At 72.4% G+C, this 14,481-nt stretch carries 12 protein-coding genes; 7 read left to right on the forward strand and 5 right to left on the reverse strand.

Annotated features, from left to right (window positions below):
- The first annotated feature begins 4 nt into the window (after positions 1-4).
- From ACFY93_RS19290 to ybaK, 4 genes are all read left to right on the forward strand, one after another.
- Positions 5-1,519: an oxidoreductase gene (locus ACFY93_RS19290; protein WP_391360499.1), complete on the forward strand. Its 1,515-nt coding sequence runs from the start codon at positions 5-7 to the stop codon at positions 1,517-1,519.
- Between the two features lie 170 nt (positions 1,520-1,689).
- The gene (locus tag ACFY93_RS19295; protein WP_391360259.1) at positions 1,690-2,754 is read left to right on the forward strand and encodes a hypothetical protein; all 1,065 of its coding nucleotides are present in this window, start codon (positions 1,690-1,692) and stop codon (positions 2,752-2,754) included.
- A gap of 11 nt (positions 2,755-2,765) precedes the next feature.
- On the forward strand, positions 2,766-3,506 hold the full coding sequence (locus ACFY93_RS19300) for an LON peptidase substrate-binding domain-containing protein (protein ID WP_391360261.1): 741 nt from the start codon (positions 2,766-2,768) through the stop codon (positions 3,504-3,506).
- Between the two features lie 18 nt (positions 3,507-3,524).
- Positions 3,525-4,073, forward strand: a complete 549-nt coding sequence (ybaK, locus tag ACFY93_RS19305) for a Cys-tRNA(Pro) deacylase (RefSeq protein WP_391360264.1) — start codon at positions 3,525-3,527, stop codon at positions 4,071-4,073.
- On the opposite strand, the gene ACFY93_RS19310 is transcribed toward ybaK, so the two are convergent.
- The 4 genes from ACFY93_RS19310 to ACFY93_RS19325 form a co-directional block, all read right to left on the reverse strand.
- Positions 4,070-4,720, reverse strand: a complete 651-nt coding sequence (locus ACFY93_RS19310; RefSeq protein ID WP_391360265.1) for an AAA family ATPase — start codon at positions 4,718-4,720, stop codon at positions 4,070-4,072. The genes ybaK and ACFY93_RS19310 overlap by 4 nt on opposite strands.
- Before the next feature lie 34 nt (positions 4,721-4,754).
- Entirely contained in the window at positions 4,755-5,585 is an 831-nt protein-coding gene (locus tag ACFY93_RS19315; protein ID WP_391360267.1) for an ABC transporter permease, read from the reverse strand.
- A 61-nt stretch (positions 5,586-5,646) separates the two neighbouring features.
- Positions 5,647-6,618 carry an ATP-binding cassette domain-containing protein gene (locus ACFY93_RS19320; protein WP_391360502.1) on the reverse strand — a complete coding sequence of 324 codons (972 nt, stop codon included), beginning with the start codon at positions 6,616-6,618 and terminating at the stop codon, positions 5,647-5,649.
- 103 nt (positions 6,619-6,721) lie between these two features.
- On the reverse strand, positions 6,722-7,939 hold the full coding sequence (locus ACFY93_RS19325; RefSeq protein WP_391360269.1) for an NYN domain-containing protein: 1,218 nt from the start codon (positions 7,937-7,939) through the stop codon (positions 6,722-6,724).
- A 229-nt stretch (positions 7,940-8,168) separates the two neighbouring features.
- Here ACFY93_RS19325 and ACFY93_RS19330 point away from each other — a divergent pair, with 229 nt between their 5' ends.
- On the forward strand, positions 8,169-8,348 hold the full coding sequence (locus tag ACFY93_RS19330; RefSeq protein ID WP_391360272.1) for a hypothetical protein: 180 nt from the start codon (positions 8,169-8,171) through the stop codon (positions 8,346-8,348).
- Positions 8,349-8,446: 98 nt separating this feature from the next.
- Here ACFY93_RS19330 and dnaE read toward each other — a convergent pair whose 3' ends face one another.
- Entirely contained in the window at positions 8,447-11,986 is a 3,540-nt protein-coding gene (gene dnaE, locus ACFY93_RS19335; RefSeq protein WP_391360274.1) for a DNA polymerase III subunit alpha, read from the reverse strand.
- 295 nt (positions 11,987-12,281) lie between these two features.
- Between dnaE and ACFY93_RS19340 the strand changes: the two genes are divergently transcribed.
- Together ACFY93_RS19340 and ACFY93_RS19345 are read left to right on the forward strand one after the other, a co-directional pair.
- Positions 12,282-13,625 carry a DUF2252 family protein gene (locus tag ACFY93_RS19340; RefSeq protein ID WP_391360276.1) on the forward strand — a complete coding sequence of 448 codons (1,344 nt, stop codon included), beginning with the start codon at positions 12,282-12,284 and terminating at the stop codon, positions 13,623-13,625.
- Positions 13,626-13,735: 110 nt separating this feature from the next.
- Positions 13,736-14,419: a hypothetical protein gene (locus tag ACFY93_RS19345; RefSeq protein WP_391360505.1), complete on the forward strand. Its 684-nt coding sequence runs from the start codon at positions 13,736-13,738 to the stop codon at positions 14,417-14,419.
- Positions 14,420-14,481 lie beyond the last annotated feature (62 nt).

Below are 14,481 nucleotides of genomic sequence, written 5' to 3' on the forward strand. Positions count from 1 at the left end.
CGGCATGTGGCAGGCGTTCCGCAACGGCAGCGTGTACGACCTGCGCAGCGGGGACGCGGCAGCGGACGACCCGCACGGAATCCACCCGTGGGGGCCCGAGCGCGGCGTCCGGGCCCGGATCGTGGCCTGGCTGCTGCTGAACGGGCCGCCGGCGCTGGACGGCCGGGTCTCCTCCCTGAAGCTGTCCGGCGTGCTCGTCACGGGCTCGCTCGACCTGTCGGGCGGCACCGTCGTCCCGTACGTCGAGATGAAGGGGTGCCGCTTCGAGAACGAGATCCGGGTGCCGGAGGCGCGGTTCACGACCGTCCGCCTGGTCGACTGTTCGGTACCGCGCCTGGAGGGCGCCCGCGTGCACACCGAGGGCGATCTGCATCTGCCGCGCTGCCGCTTCCACCGCGGTGTCCGGCTCACCGACGCGCACATAGGCACCGACCTGCTGCTCAACCAGGCCGTCATCCACCGGGACCGCAGCGGCCGTTCGCTCACCGGCGACGGGATGACCGTCGGACAGGACCTCCAGGCCGAGATGCTGGAGTCGCACGGCGAGATGAGCCTGCGCAGCGCCACCGTCGGCGTCTCCCTCAGCCTGCGCGGCAGCCGGCTGCGCAACCCCTACGGCCGGCTCGCGCTGAACGCCCCGCAGCTGACCGTGGAGCGCACCCTCTATCTGACCCCAGCGGGCGTCGGCAACCCGCTGCAGACCAGCGGCACCACCCCGGCCCGGGGCACCCGGGTGCAGCGCTTCGAGTGCGTGGGCGGCATCCGGCTCGACGACGGGCGGTTCGGGGACGCGGTCGACTTCGAGCAGGCCCGCTTCCTCCTTGCCGACGGCCAGGAGCTGTCGATGCGCCGGGTGCAGACGCCCGAGCTGCGCTTCCTCGGGGAGCGGCCGCGGCGCGGCCGGGTCGTGCTGTCCGGCGCGCGGGTGGTCAACCTGATCGACAGGGCGTCGGCCTGGCCGGGGCCCGGCAGCCTGCAGATGGGCGGCTTCACCTACGAGAGCCTGGTGCCCCGGGGCGCGTTCCCGCTGGCGCTGCGGCTGGAGTGGGTGGCCGCGGCGACCGCCGAGTACAACCCCGAGCCGTACGAGTGCCTGGCGACGGTGCTGCGCGGCTGCGGCGCGGACGAGGACGCCCGCGAGGTGCTGCTCGCCAAGCAGCGCCGCCGCCGCGAGACGCTGCCCCCGGCGGCCAAGCTGTGGGGGTACGCGCAGGACTGGACGGTGGCGTACGGGTACCGGCCGGGCCGCGCCGCCCTGTGGATGGCCCTGCTGTGGGCCGCCTCGTCCCTCGCCTTCACCCACGCCGACCATCCGCCGATCAAGGCACACGAACACCCCTCGTGGAACGCCCCGCTCTTCGCCCTGGACCTGCTCCTCCCGGTGATCGACTTCGGGCAGATGGGGTACTGGCAGCTCAGCGGCGGCTGGCAGTGGCTGGCGGCGACGGTCGTCCTCCTCGGCTGGGTCCTGGCCACCACGGTCGCGGCGGGCGCGACACGCCTGCTGCGCCGCAACTGAGCCCCCGGCCGCCGTCCCCGGCTCCCCGGCTCCCCGGCTCCCCGGCTCCCCGCCCAGGGCGACCCTTTGCCAGAACTTGACCCCTTCGCGCACAACCGGCCGAGGGTTACGAAAGCGTCATCCCGCCCCCCCTGGCCCCGCCCCGACCGGCGGTTTTCAATGACCTCACCATGGCATTGCTACGCGCGCTGATCCGGACCGCCCGGATGGCCCGGCACACCCCGCACCTCGCCGCCGGCCTGCCCGCCGACGACGAGGTGCTGCTCGACGCCCCGGACACCCGCCTCGGCCCGGTGCTCGTCGCCGCGGGCCGCGGCGAGTACGCCCCCGCCGCCAAACTCCTCGCCGCCACCCGGGAGTCGGCCGAGTGGGAGAACCGCGACTGGTACACCACGCGCCTCGCCGCCTTCGCCCGTACCCGGACCGGATGGCTGGAGGCTTGGCGGGACGCCTCCCCGCACGACCCGGACGCCCTGCTGATCAAGGCCGAACTGGCGGTGCGCCGCGGCTGGGAGTCACCCGCCCGCGTCGAACTGCTGCGCCAGGTCGCCCCGTTGATCGGCGCGGCGGCCGAGGGCGACCCGCACGACCCGGTGCCCTGGCGGATCGCGCTCGACCACGCGCGCGGCACCAACGCCGGGCACACCGAGTTCGAGCTGCTGTGGGCCCAGGCGGTGCGCCGCTCCCCGCACCACTACGGCTGCCATGTCGCCGCCCTCCAGTACCTGTCGGCCGCCTGGTACGGCTCGCACACCGAGTGCTTCGACTTCGCCGAGCGGGCCGCCGAGGACGCGCTGCCCGGCTCGCTGGTGCAGGCGCTGCCGGTGCGCGCGGCCTTCGCCTGCCTGACCGAGGGCGGCTCGCCGCCGCCCGGGCTCGGCACCGGCCGGGGCACCGGGGCCCGGCTGCACGCCGCCGCCGACCTCGCCATCACCGTCTCCGCCGCCTATCCGGCCGCGGACCCGTGGCCCGCCGAGGTCCGCAACCTCCTCGCGTACGTCCTGATCCGGCTGGACCGCTGGAACGACGCCCTGGAGCAGCTGCGCCTGATCGGCCCGTACGCCACGGCGTTCCCCTGGGACCGGGTCTCGGACGATCCGCTCGGCCAGTTCCTCGAACTGCGCGACGGCGTACGCCTCGAAGTGGCCGCGGGCCTGCCGCTGCGGCCCCCGCGGGACACCGCCGGGCGTCCGTCCCGTGAGCGCGCCGGACACGCCCGCCCCGGCGACCATTAGGCTTTGCCGTCGTGACCACCGTCCGGCTCCCGCTCTTCCCACTGAACTCGGTGCTGTTCCCGGGGCTCGTGCTCCCGCTGAACGTCTTCGAGGAGCGCTATCGCGCCATGATGCGCGAGCTGCTGAAGACCCCCGAGGACGAACCGCGCCGGTTCGCCGTCGTCGCCATCCGCGACGGCCACGAGGTCGCGCACAGCGCGCCCGGCATGCCGGACCAGACCGCCGTGCCCGAGCGCGGACCCGCGGCCGGTTTCGGCGACGACCCGCTCGCCGCGTTCCACGAGGTGGGCTGCGTCGCGGACGCGGCGACCATCAGGGAGCGCGCCGACGGCAGCTTCGAGGTCATCGCGACCGGCACGACCCGGGCCAGGCTGCTCTCCGTCGACGCCTCCGGCGCGTTCCTCACCGCCGAACTGGAGGAGCTGGAGGAGGAGCCGGGCCAGGAGGCCGGGGCACTCGCGGAGGGCGTCCTGCGGGCCTTCAGGCAGTACCAGAAGCGGCTCGCCGGCGCCCGTGAGCGGTCGCTGTCGACGGGCGCCGAGCTGCCGGACGAGCCGGCCGTCGTCTCGTATCTCGTCGCGGCGGCCGTGATGCTCGACATCCCCGCGAAGCAGCGGCTGCTGCAGGCTCCGGACACGGCGTCCCGGCTGCGCGAGGAGCTGGGGCTGCTGCGCTCCGAGACCGCGATCATCCGCAACCTGCCGTCGCTGCCGGCCTCGGAGCTGACGCGCGGCCCGACCAGCCTCAACTGACCGACGGACGAGAAGGCGATGGCGAAGAAGGCGAAGAAGCAGCAGCCGGGCGGGACCCCGGCGACGGTGGCCCTGACGGCCGCCGGTGTCGCGTACACGGTCCACGCCTACGAGCACGACCCCGCGCACCCCTCGTACGGCGAGGAGGCCGCGGAGGCGATGGGGGTGTCCCCGGAGCGGGTGTTCAAGACCCTGGTCGCCGACGTCGACGGCACGCTGGTGGTCGCCGTCGTCCCGGTCGCGGGCTCGCTCGACCTGAAGGCCCTGGCGGCCGCGGCCGGCGGCAAGCGCGCGGCGATGGCCGACCCTGCGCTGGCCGAGCGCACCACGGGCTACGTGCGCGGCGGCATCTCCCCGCTCGGGCAGCGCAAGCGGCTGCGCACGGTCCTGGACTCCTCGGCGAGCGCGCACACGACGGTCTGCGTCTCGGCGGGCCGCCGCGGCCTCGAGGTCGAGCTGTCGCCCGCCGACCTGGCGGCCCTGACCGGCGCCGTACTGGCCCCGGTCGGCCGGCCCCTGAGGCGGCAGGGCCCCGGGGGCTCCCAGGCGGGCCCAGGCGGGTCCTAGGCCGGCGGAGGTCCGGGCGGGGCCGGGGGCGCGGCGTACGGGGTCTCGTAGGGGTCCCGGGGGCCGAACAGGGCGGTGAGGCCGAGGTGGACCAGCAGGGCCGCCACGGACCAGGCCAGCAGCGCGCCCTTCGCGTTCAGCTCCAGCGGCGCCGAGAAGGTGACGCCCTTGCCGACCGCCCTGGCGTGGGCGACCACGTCCTGGGCCGGCCCGAGCCAGATGCCGACCCGCCAGGCGATCAGCGAGGCGAGCACGCCGCCCACGGTGAGCGCCACCACGAGCGGGACACCGCCGCGCCGGTGCACCAGGAAGACGACCAGCGCGCTGAGGGCACCGAAGGCGAGCGCGAGCAGCGTGAACGTTCCGTCGACGCCGATGGCCTGCTCGCCCTCGGTGTCCTTCAGATAGACCGCCTCCCCGTCCGCGATCAGCGGCACGTGCGGCGCGAGCCACGACCACAGCACTCCGAGCAGTACGCCGCCGAGCGCCACCGCCACCGTGATCACGGCGGCCTGACGCAGTTCGGTCTTCATGCCGGGCCCGTCCTGTTCGTACGCGGAGCCCGCCGTCGCGCCCCCGGGCGTCTGCCAGGAGCCGTACGGGGGCTGATGGTGCGGCGGCGGAGGAGGAGTCAGCGGTGCGGTCACACCGCCATCGTGCCAGGCGTCCCCCGCGGCCGCGTCACCGGACGGCTGCCCGGCGGTACGCCCAGGTCGCCAGGGCCAGCGAGGCGACGCCGACGCCCGCGCAGACGGCGAGGTCACCGAGGACGAGGGCCCAGTCGGGACGCGGCCCGAAGGCGCGGGCCAGCGCCTCGACGCCGTACGTCGAGGGCAGCAGGTCCCGGGCGTACTGGACGGCCGTGGGCAGCCGTCCGGCCGGCAGCACGCCCAGCAGCAGCGCCGCCGACATGCCGAGCTGGCCGAGCAGGGTGGCGAGTTCGGGGCGCGGCGCGAGCAGCCCGCACGCGGCGCCGAGCCCCGCGAGGGCGGCGCCCGCCAGCGGGATCACCGCGGCCAGCACCCACAGGTGGGCCATCGGCAGCCCGAAGAGCAGACAGCCGAAGCCGGCGGTGACGACCGTGCCGGGCACGGTGAAGGAGGCGTAGGCGCCCGCCGTGCCGAGCACCACGGCGGCGGGCGGCACGGGCAGCGTCGCGTAGTGGTCGAGCCCGCCGTCGGCGCGCAGCTGCCCGAAGTACTGGGCGAGCAGGTTCAGCGCCACGAAGGCGACGACGAGGACGGACGACCCGGCCACCACGGCCCGCGCCTCGCCTCCGCCGTCCACGACCCCGCGCATCAGGACCATGATCCCGACGGACTGGAAGGTGGCGACGAACAGCAGAGGGATCCGGGCGACCCGGGCCCGGGAGAGCTGCGCGCGGTACACGGCGGCGAGCGAGGGCCACAGCCGGGCGCGCGGCCCGAGCGGCCCGGGCGGCACGCCGTCCGCGCGGTCGCCGTCCACGGGCGGCGCTCCGGCCCGCACGATCCCGGCGGGTACGACACTCACGTCGAACTCCTTGTCGCTGCGGGGGTCACGCCGGACCGTACGGCTGCCGCCGCCCTCAGGTTCATGCCTTGACCAGTCCCCGGGTGTCGCCGCCGAGCGCCAGATAGACGTCCTCCAGGCTCGGCGTGGCCAGCGTGAAGTCGTCCAGGGCGGCGAAGGCGGCCCCTCCGGTGACGGTGGCGACCACGGCGCGGGCCTCCTCGGGGGCGAGCCGCAGCGTCCAGCGGCGGCCCGACTCCAGGGCGCGGGCGCGCAGCGCGGCGACCTCGGGGACGGCGAGCGGGGCCCGATCCCGCCAGACCAGGTCGACGCGGACCTCGCCCGCGACGCGCTCCTTGAGCCCGGTGGGGGTGTCGCAGGCGATGACCCGGCCCCGGTCGAGGACGGCGACCCGGTCGAGGACGGTCTCCGCCTCGATGACGTTGTGGGTGACCAGCAGGACGGTCGTGCCGTGCTCGGCCCGGCGCCGGTCGACGGCGGCCCAGACGGCGCGGCGGGCGACGGGGTCCATGCCGGTGGTCGGCTCGTCGAGGACGAGCAGCGGGCGCTCGCCCACCAGCGCCGCGGCGAAGCAGGCGAGTCTGCGCTGGCCGCCGGAGAGCTTCTTCAGGGGGCGGGAGGCGAGCGGGGTGAGCCCGAGTTCGTCGAGGACGGCGTCCCGCTCCGCACGGGCCCGGCGCAGTTCGAGGCCGCGCAGGCGTCCGGTCGTCTCGGCGGCGAGCGACACGGTCAGCTCGTCGAGGGCCGTGGACTCCTGGCCGAGGTAGGCGAGGATCCGGGCGGCCCGCTCGGGGTGGCGCACGATGTCGTGCCCGAGGATCTCCACGCTGCCGCCGTCGGGCCGCATGAGCCCCGTCATCTGGCGGACCAGGGTGGACTTGCCCGCGCCGTTCGGGCCGAGGAGTCCGAAGATCTCGCCGCGGCGGACGTCCAGGGACACGTCGTCGGTGGCCCGGACCTCGGGGGTGGCGGGGGTTCCGCGGCGTCCGCGGCCCGCCGGATAGGTCTTGACCAGACCGCGCACCGAGCACACCGCGTCCACACGGTGTCCGTCACGGACTGTCGGTGCGTTGCGCGTACTCACGATGTACGAGACTACGGGGTCGTACGCCCTGGTATGCGCCCGGGGCGGCGGCTCACTCCCCGGCGGGCGCGTGCTCCGCCGACGTACGGACGTCGATCTCGCGCCAGAAACCGGCCCGGATCGCGTACCGGTCGTGCTCGTCGATCTGGTCGTCCTTGTGCGCGAGCAGTCCGAACCGGGCGGCGTAGCGCAGCAGTTCGCCGTCGACGCGGTGCGGCACGCGCGGGTACATCACGGAGAGTTTCTGCACGTGCGACGGGTCGGTGAGCCGCGCGATCCAGCGACGCGCGAACACCTGCCCGACCTCGTAGGGGTCGCCGCCGACGGTGGTGATGTCCTCCTCGCGGTCCGCCCACCGCTGTTCGGCCGAGGTGAGCTGGGCGAGGGTGGGCAGCGAGGCCGACTCGGGGGACTCCGCGGGGCCTCCCGGCCGCTCGACCCAGCCCTTGTCCGAGGACCAGCGCAGGGTGGCGCTCGCCGGGTGCTGGGCGGGCTGGGCGGCGCCGGGCGCGCGCAGGGCGGCCAGGTCCTTGGGGGTGGGCACGCCCTTGGCCGCGGCCGGCCGGTCCTGGGCGCCGTGGTGGGCGTCGGCGGCCCGGTGCTCGGCCTCCCGCGCGGGCCGCTCGGCCGCGGCGGCGAGCGCCGATTCGGGCAGCGGGGCGGAGAGGATGGCGGCGATCTCCGGGCGGGGCACCGGCTGCGGGGCGCAGACACCGCCGAAGTCCTTGGCGCGGACGGCCTTGGTGATCCAGACGCGGTCCAGGACCCGGCGCTCGTCGGCCTCGGCGACCAGGTCCTCGGACTGGTTGTAGTCGCCGTCGGCGGCCTGAACGGCCCACAGATGGACGGCGACGCCGTGTTCCTTGGCGGCCATCATGCCGGGCAGCAGATCGCCGTCGCCTGTCACCAGGACGATGTCGGAGCAGGCGCGGTTGCGGGCCAGTTCGGTCAGTTCGGCGTGCATGGCGGCGTCGACGCCCTTCTGCGCCCACCGCCCGTCACTGCGGGTCAGCGCGCCGAGCCGCACGGTCACCCGGGGCATCACGCGCAGCCTGCGGTGCTCGGGCTGCGGTACGCGGTCGGGGGCGCCGTCGAACCAGTAGATGCGCAGCAAAGGCCGTTCGGTGTCGGACTCGGCGCGTTCGCGCAGACCCTGGATGAGGGCGGCGTGATCGACCGTGATCCGGGAACGCGAAGGTTCTCCGGCGAGGAGACTGGCGGCAGCCCCCAGCAGATACCCGGCGTCCACCAGGACGATGCAGCGGTCCATGCGGTCCACCCTCTTTCCGGTTTCCGGGAGGTTTGCTTCGGGCTCGCTTCGAGTCTGCCCGACCTCGCGGAGGTTAACGGCCCGAACTCGATCTTCGGCGTGGCGCATCGGCCGATCACTCTCCGACCGGCCTTGTCACACACGGTAATTGCCCGAAATGCGGCCCTTGTCGGCCTGTGTGAGTCTGGTCCCGGCCCTGGCCCCTATATCCCCCGCAGGAGGCAGAACCATGGCCAAGAACAAGAACCGCAAGCAGGGCGGCGATCAGCAGCGCTCCTCGCAGGCCGAGCAGGCTCAGGAGCGGGCCCAGCAGCACGCGACCGAGGCGCAGCAGTCGTCGATGTCGCACGCGCAGGGAAGCCCCGCGGATGTTGCCCGTAAGCACCAGAAGCGCTTCGGCCACAACTGACGCCCGGTGCGCGGACCGTCGCGGTCCGGGCACGCACAGAGCGCGCAGGGCGCACCCGGTGTGCGGGTGCGCCCTGCGCGTGCGCCGGGGGGTGCCGGTCAGCCGGCCAGGCAGGACGGTCCGAGGAGGACCTTCAGGTCGCCGAAGAGCGCCGGGTCCGGCTTCACCCGGTGCCGGTCGAGCCGCAGCACGGTGGTCTTGCGCGGGCCCTGGAGCTTGATGCGGACCTCGCTGTCGCCCTTGTGGTTGCTGAGGATCTCGCCCAGCCTGCCCACCATGGGCGGGGTGACCCTGACCGCCGGGATGGTGAGGATCACGGGCGCGTTGGTGCCCGCGTTCGACAGGTCGGGGACCTGCAGCTCCATCGCGACGAGCCGGGGGACGTCCTCGCGCTTGTCGAGCCGGCCCTTGACGAACACCACGGCGTCCTCGACGAGTTGCGTCGAGACCAGCTGGTACGTCGCCGGGAAGAACATGCACTCCAGCGAGCCGGCGAGGTCCTCGACCGTGGCGATGGCCCAGGCGTTGCCCTGCTTGGTCATCTTGCGCTGGAGGCCGGAGATGATGCCGCCGATGGTGACGACCGCGCCGTCCCCGTGCTCGCCGCCGGTGAGCTGGGAGATGCCCGCGTCCGCCTTGTCGGACAGGACGTGCTCCAGTCCGAAGAGCGGGTGGTCGGAGACGTACAGACCGAGCATCTCCCGCTCCTGGGCGAGCAGATACGCCTTGTCCCACTCGTCGGTGGTGAACTCGACGTCGAGTCCGAAGCCGGGTTCGGTGCTCTCCTCCTCGCCCATGCCGCCGAAGAGGTCGAACTGCCCCTCGGCCTCCTTGCGCTTGACGGCCACCACGTTGTCGATCATCGGCTCGAACTGGGCGGTGAGGCCCTTGCGGGTGTGGCCCATGGTGTCGAAGGCGCCCGCCTTGATCAGCGACTCCGTGGTGCGCTTGTTGCAGGCGACCGCCTCGACCTTGTCGAGGTAGTCGGGGAAGGAGGCGTACTTCCCCTTGGCCTTGCGGCTGCGGATGATCGACTCGACCACGTTCGTCCCGACGTTGCGGACGGCGGAGAGGCCGAAGAGGATCACGTCGTCGCCCTGCGCGGCGAAGTTGGACATCGACTCGTTGACGTCCGGCGGCAGCACCTTGATGCCCATGCGCCGGCACTCGTTCAGATAGACGGCCGACTTGTCCTTGTCGTCCTTGACCGAGGTGAGCAGTCCGGCCATGTACTCGGCCGGGTAGTTCGCCTTCAGATAGGCGGTCCAGTAGGAGACCAGGCCGTACGCCGCCGAGTGCGCCTTGTTGAAGGCGTATCCGGCGAACGGGACCAGGACGTCCCACAGGGCCTGGATCGCCTCGTCGCTGTAGCCGTTCTTCTTGGCGCCGGCCTGGAAGATGGTGAAGTTCTTCGCCAGCTCGTCGGGCTTCTTCTTGCCCATGACGCGGCGCAGGATGTCGGCCTCGCCGAGGGAGTACCCGGCGATGATCTGGGCGGCCTTCTGCACCTGCTCCTGGTAGACGATCAGGCCGTAGGTGACGGCCAGGACCTCCTGGAGCGGCTCCTCCAGCTCCTTGTGGATCGGCGTGATCTCCTGCAGGCCGTTCTTGCGGAGCGCGTAGTTGGTGTGCGAGTCCATGCCCATCGGGCCGGGACGGTAGAGCGCCGAGACGGCGGAGATGTCCTCGAAGTTGTCGGGCTTCATCAGCCGCAGCAGCGAGCGCATGGGGCCGCCGTCGAACTGGAAGACGCCGAGGGTGTCGCCTCGCTGGAGCAGTTCGAAGGTCTTCGGGTCGTCGAGCGGCAGGGCCAGCAGGTCGAGTTCGACGCCCTTGTTGGACTTCACCATCTTGACGGCGTCGTCCATGATCGTCAGGTTGCGCAGGCCGAGGAAGTCCATCTTCAGCAGGCCGAGCGACTCACACTGGGGGTAGTCCCACTGCGTGATGGTCACCCCGTCCGTGTGCCGGACCCAGACGGGCGCGTGGTCGACGATGGGCTCGCTTGACATGATGACGCCGGCGGCGTGCACGCCCATCTGCCGGACCAGGCCCTCGACTCCCTTGGCGGTGTCGATGACCTTCTTGACGTCCGGCTCGTTCTCGTACATCGCGCGGATCTCGCCCGCCTCGCTGTAGCGCGGGTGCGAGGAGTCGGTGATGCCGCTGAGGTCGATGCCCTTGCCGAGGACGTCGGCGGGCATGGCCTTGGTGAGCCGGTCCCCCATCGCGTACGGGTAGCCCAGCACGCGCGCGGAGTCCTTGATGGCGTTCTTCGCCTTGATCTTTCCGTACGTGCCGATCATGGCGACCTTGTCGGCGCCGTACTTCTCGGTCACGTACCTGATCACCTCGACGCGCCTGCGCTCGTCGAAGTCGATGTCGACGTCGGGCATGGAGACGCGCTCGGGGTTGAGGAACCGCTCGAAGATCAGGCCGTGCGGGATCGGGTCGAGGTCGGTGATGCCCATGGCGTAGGCGACGATCGAGCCGGCCGCCGAACCACGGCCGGGGCCGACCGCGATGCCCTGGGACTTGGCCCACATGATGAAGTCGGCGACGACGAGGAAGTACCCCGGGAACCCCATCTGGATGATGACGTCCATCTCGTACTCGACCTGCTTCTGGCGGTCCTCGGGGATGCCGCCGGGGAAGCGGCGCTCCATGCCCCGGCGGACCTCCTCCTGGAACCAGGTGACCTCGGTGTAGCCGTCGGGGATGTCGAACTTCGGCATGAGGTTCTTCGCCTCGAACATGCCTGCGGTGTCGACCTGCTCGGCGACCAGCAGGGTGTTGGCGCAGCCCTGCTGCCAGGCGTCCGACGAGTCGATGGCGTACATCTCGTCGGTCGACTTCAGGTAGTAGCCGGTGCCGTCGAAGCGGAAGCGGTCCGGGTCGGAGAGGTTCTTGCCCGTCTGGATGCACAGCAGCGCGTCGTGCGCGCCGGCCTCGTGCGCGTACGTGTAGTGCGAGTCGTTCGTCACCAGGGGCGGGATGCCGAGCTTCCGGCCGATCTCCAGCAGCCCGTCGCGGACCCGGCGCTCGATGTCGATGCCGTGGTCCATCAGCTCCAGGAAGTACCGGTCCTTGCCGAAGATCTCCTGGTAGTCGGCCGCCGCCTTCAGGGCCTCCTCGTCCTGGCCGAGGCGCAGACGGGTCTGCACCTCTCCCGAGGGGCAGCCGGTGGAGGCGATGAGCCCCTCCGACCACTGGGAGATGGTCTCCTTGTCCATCCGGGGCCACTTCTGCAGCCAGCCCTCGGCGTACGCGTCGGAGGAGAGCCGGAAGAGGTTGTGCAGTCCGGTGCTGTTCGCCGCCCAGATCGTCTTGTGCGTGTAACCACCCGAACCGGACACGTCGTCGCGCTTCTGGTGCGGCTGGCCCCAGCGGATCTTGCGCTTGTTGCGCCGGGACTCGGGGGCGACGTACGCCTCGATGCCGATGATCGGCGTCACGCCCGCCTTCTTCGCGGAGTGGAAGAAGTCGTACGCCCCGTGGAGGTTGCCGTGGTCGGACATGGCGATGTGGCTCATGCCCATCTCGTTGCACGCGTCGAACATGTCCTTGAGCCGCGCGGCACCGTCCAGCATCGAGTACTGGGTGTGGACGTGCAGGTGCGTGAACGGCGGCTTCGACACGGCTGCGGCCTCCTGGGAAACTCGGGCGACGGGCTGCGGACAGTCCGGGGGTCAGCTCGGAAGTCTATGCCGGGCGACTGACACTCCGGGGGCGCTCACACGTACCTTCGTACGGGGGCGGCCGGGCACTCGGGCGGCGCGTCACCCGTTGGAACGACGCAAGCGCCCGGAACCACCCGAGAGCGGCCGCACGGCCGGGCCCCGAAGCCCGTCCCCTATGTCATGCACCACATGGCATGCACCACATGTCTCGCACCACCTTTCGCACACCACCTGCACCAGGAGGCACCCAGCGATGTCGGTCCCGCAGCTCAGCGCCGAGCAACGCGGCGAGCAGATCCTCGCCGTCTTCGACACCGCCTTCGGCGAGCTCCTGGCCGCCGACCCGGCCGCGTTCCGCGTGAAGTTCCGGAAGATGGCGGCCTCGGCCTTCGCGTTCTACCGGGGCACGGCCGGCCTCTTCTACCACGACCTGACCGCCGACATCGGCTTCGGCTCGAAGCGGGGCGGGCCGTACCTGGACGAGCGCACCGCGCGCGTGTGGATCCACGGCGACCTGCACGCGGAGAACTTCGGCACCTACATGGACGCCCAGGGCCGCCTGATCTTCAACGTGAACGACTTCGACGAGGCCTACGTGGGCCCGTTCACCTGGGACCTCAAGCGGTTCGCCGCCTCGGTGGCCCTCATCGGGTACGCGAAGGCGCTCAGTGACGACCAGATCAGCGAGCTGGTCCGGATCTACGCGGCCGCCTACCGCGAGCGCGTCCACGCCCTCGCCACCGGAGCCAAGAGCGACGAGGTGCCGCCGTTCACCCTGGACACCGCCCAGGGCCCGCTCCTGGACGCGCTGCGCGACGCCCGCTCGCTCACCCGCTTCGGGCTGCTGGACTCGATGACCGAGATCCGTGACTTCGAGCGCCGCTTCGCGCCCGGCGGCGGCTCCATCGAGCTGGACGCCGCCACCCGCTACAAGGTCCTCGCGGCCTTCGACGGCTATCTGGAGACGCTGCCGGAGTCGTCCCTGTCCCGCCCAGACTCCTACCGCGTGAAGGACGTCGTCGGGCGGCGCGGGATCGGCATCGGCTCGGCCGGCCTGCCCTCGTACAACATTCTCCTGGAGGGCAACAGCGACGCCCTGGAGAACGATGTGGTGATCTACATCAAGCAGGCCCAGACCCCGGCCGTCTCCCACCACGTCACGGACTCCTCGATCCGCGAGTACTTCCAGCACGAGGGCCACCGCACGGTGATCTCCCAGCGCGCGCTCCAGGCGCACGCCGACCCGTGGCTGGGCTGGACCGAGCTGGACGGCGCCGGCCAGCTGGTCGCCGAGGTCTCGCCGTACGCGGTGGACCTCGACTGGGGCGACATCGACGACCCGGAGGAGATCGCCTCGGTCGTCGCCGACCTCGGCCGTGCCACGGCCACGATGCACGCGGCGGCGGACGACGAGAGCGGTCACTCGGAGCTCGTGCCGTTCTCCACGGAGCGGGCCATCGACGCGGCGATCGCGGCCGACGAGGAGGGCTTCGCGGGCCTCCTCGTGGACTTCGCCCACGCCTACGGGGCACGCGCGCGTACGGACCACCAGATCTTCGTGGACCTGTTCCGCAACGGCCGGATCCCGGGGCTGTAGGCGTCGCGACGGATCAAGGAGAACGGAGGGGCCGTTCCACAACGCTCCCGTAACTCATAGGCGTCCTTTAGGGAGGCCTTACGGTGACCCGTGGGACACTCTCCAGCGCGATGGACATATCCGGGACCCAGCTCAGAGCCGTGCGCGCGGCGGTGTTCACGACGCTCGTCGTGACGCTCTCCACCGCGTCGCACGTCCTGCTGTCCCGGATGCCCCTGCCCCTCAGCACCGTGGCCGCGATCGCGGGCGCCGTCTTCGTCCTCGCGTACGCCCTCGCGGGCCGCGAGCGCGGCTTCGCCCGGATCGCGGCCCTGCTGATCCCCCTGGAGCTGGCAGCCGACACGGTCTTCACCACCGGCCAGCACGTCTGCTATGGCACGGCGGGCGGCCCGGTCGCGGGACCCCTGCGCTCGGTCGGCTTCGACGTGCTGTGCGGCGGCGAGGTCGGCACCCCGCTGACCCGGGTCACCGGCGCCGGCCCCGACCGTGCCGCCGCCCTCCTCGCGCACACCGACCCGGCCGCCGCCTGGCTGCTGCTCGGCGCGCACATCGCCGTCGGTCTGCTCGCGGCCGGCTGGCTGAGGCGCGGTGAGCGGGCCCTGGAGCAGTTGCTGCGGGCGGTGGCCGCGAGCACCTTCCGTCCCCTGCTCGTCGCGGTCGCCGCGGTGAGCGTGCGGCGCGTCCGGGCGGCCCGGGCCCCGCGCCCCGCCGTGCGGACCCGCAGGGCCCGCACCCGCCTCCTCGCACACTCCCTGGGCAGGCGCGGACCGCCCTGCCCGGCCGTCACGGCCTGAGCACCGGCGATCCCTCTCCCTTCACGTATTCCCGTATTCCCGCGCACGGGTGTGCGCGCGTC

Origin of the sequence: Streptomyces sp. NPDC008313, from assembly GCF_042956125.1 — a bacterium.
Classification (GTDB): domain Bacteria; phylum Actinomycetota; class Actinomycetes; order Streptomycetales; family Streptomycetaceae; genus Streptomyces.

Coding starts and splice junctions, on each gene's coding strand:
- ACFY93_RS19290 (WP_391360499.1), top strand. CDS start 5: ATGTGGCAGGCGTTCCGCAACGGCAGCGTGTACGACCTGCGCAGCGGG.
- ACFY93_RS19295 (WP_391360259.1), top strand. CDS start 1,690: ATGGCATTGCTACGCGCGCTGATCCGGACCGCCCGGATGGCCCGGCAC.
- ybaK (WP_391360264.1), top strand. CDS start 3,525: ATGGCGAAGAAGGCGAAGAAGCAGCAGCCGGGCGGGACCCCGGCGACG.
- ACFY93_RS19325 (WP_391360269.1), bottom strand. CDS start 7,939: ATGGACCGCTGCATCGTCCTGGTGGACGCCGGGTATCTGCTGGGGGCT.
- ACFY93_RS19330 (WP_391360272.1), top strand. CDS start 8,169: ATGGCCAAGAACAAGAACCGCAAGCAGGGCGGCGATCAGCAGCGCTCC.
- ACFY93_RS19340 (WP_391360276.1), top strand. CDS start 12,282: ATGTCGGTCCCGCAGCTCAGCGCCGAGCAACGCGGCGAGCAGATCCTC.
- ACFY93_RS19345 (WP_391360505.1), top strand. CDS start 13,736: ATGGACATATCCGGGACCCAGCTCAGAGCCGTGCGCGCGGCGGTGTTC.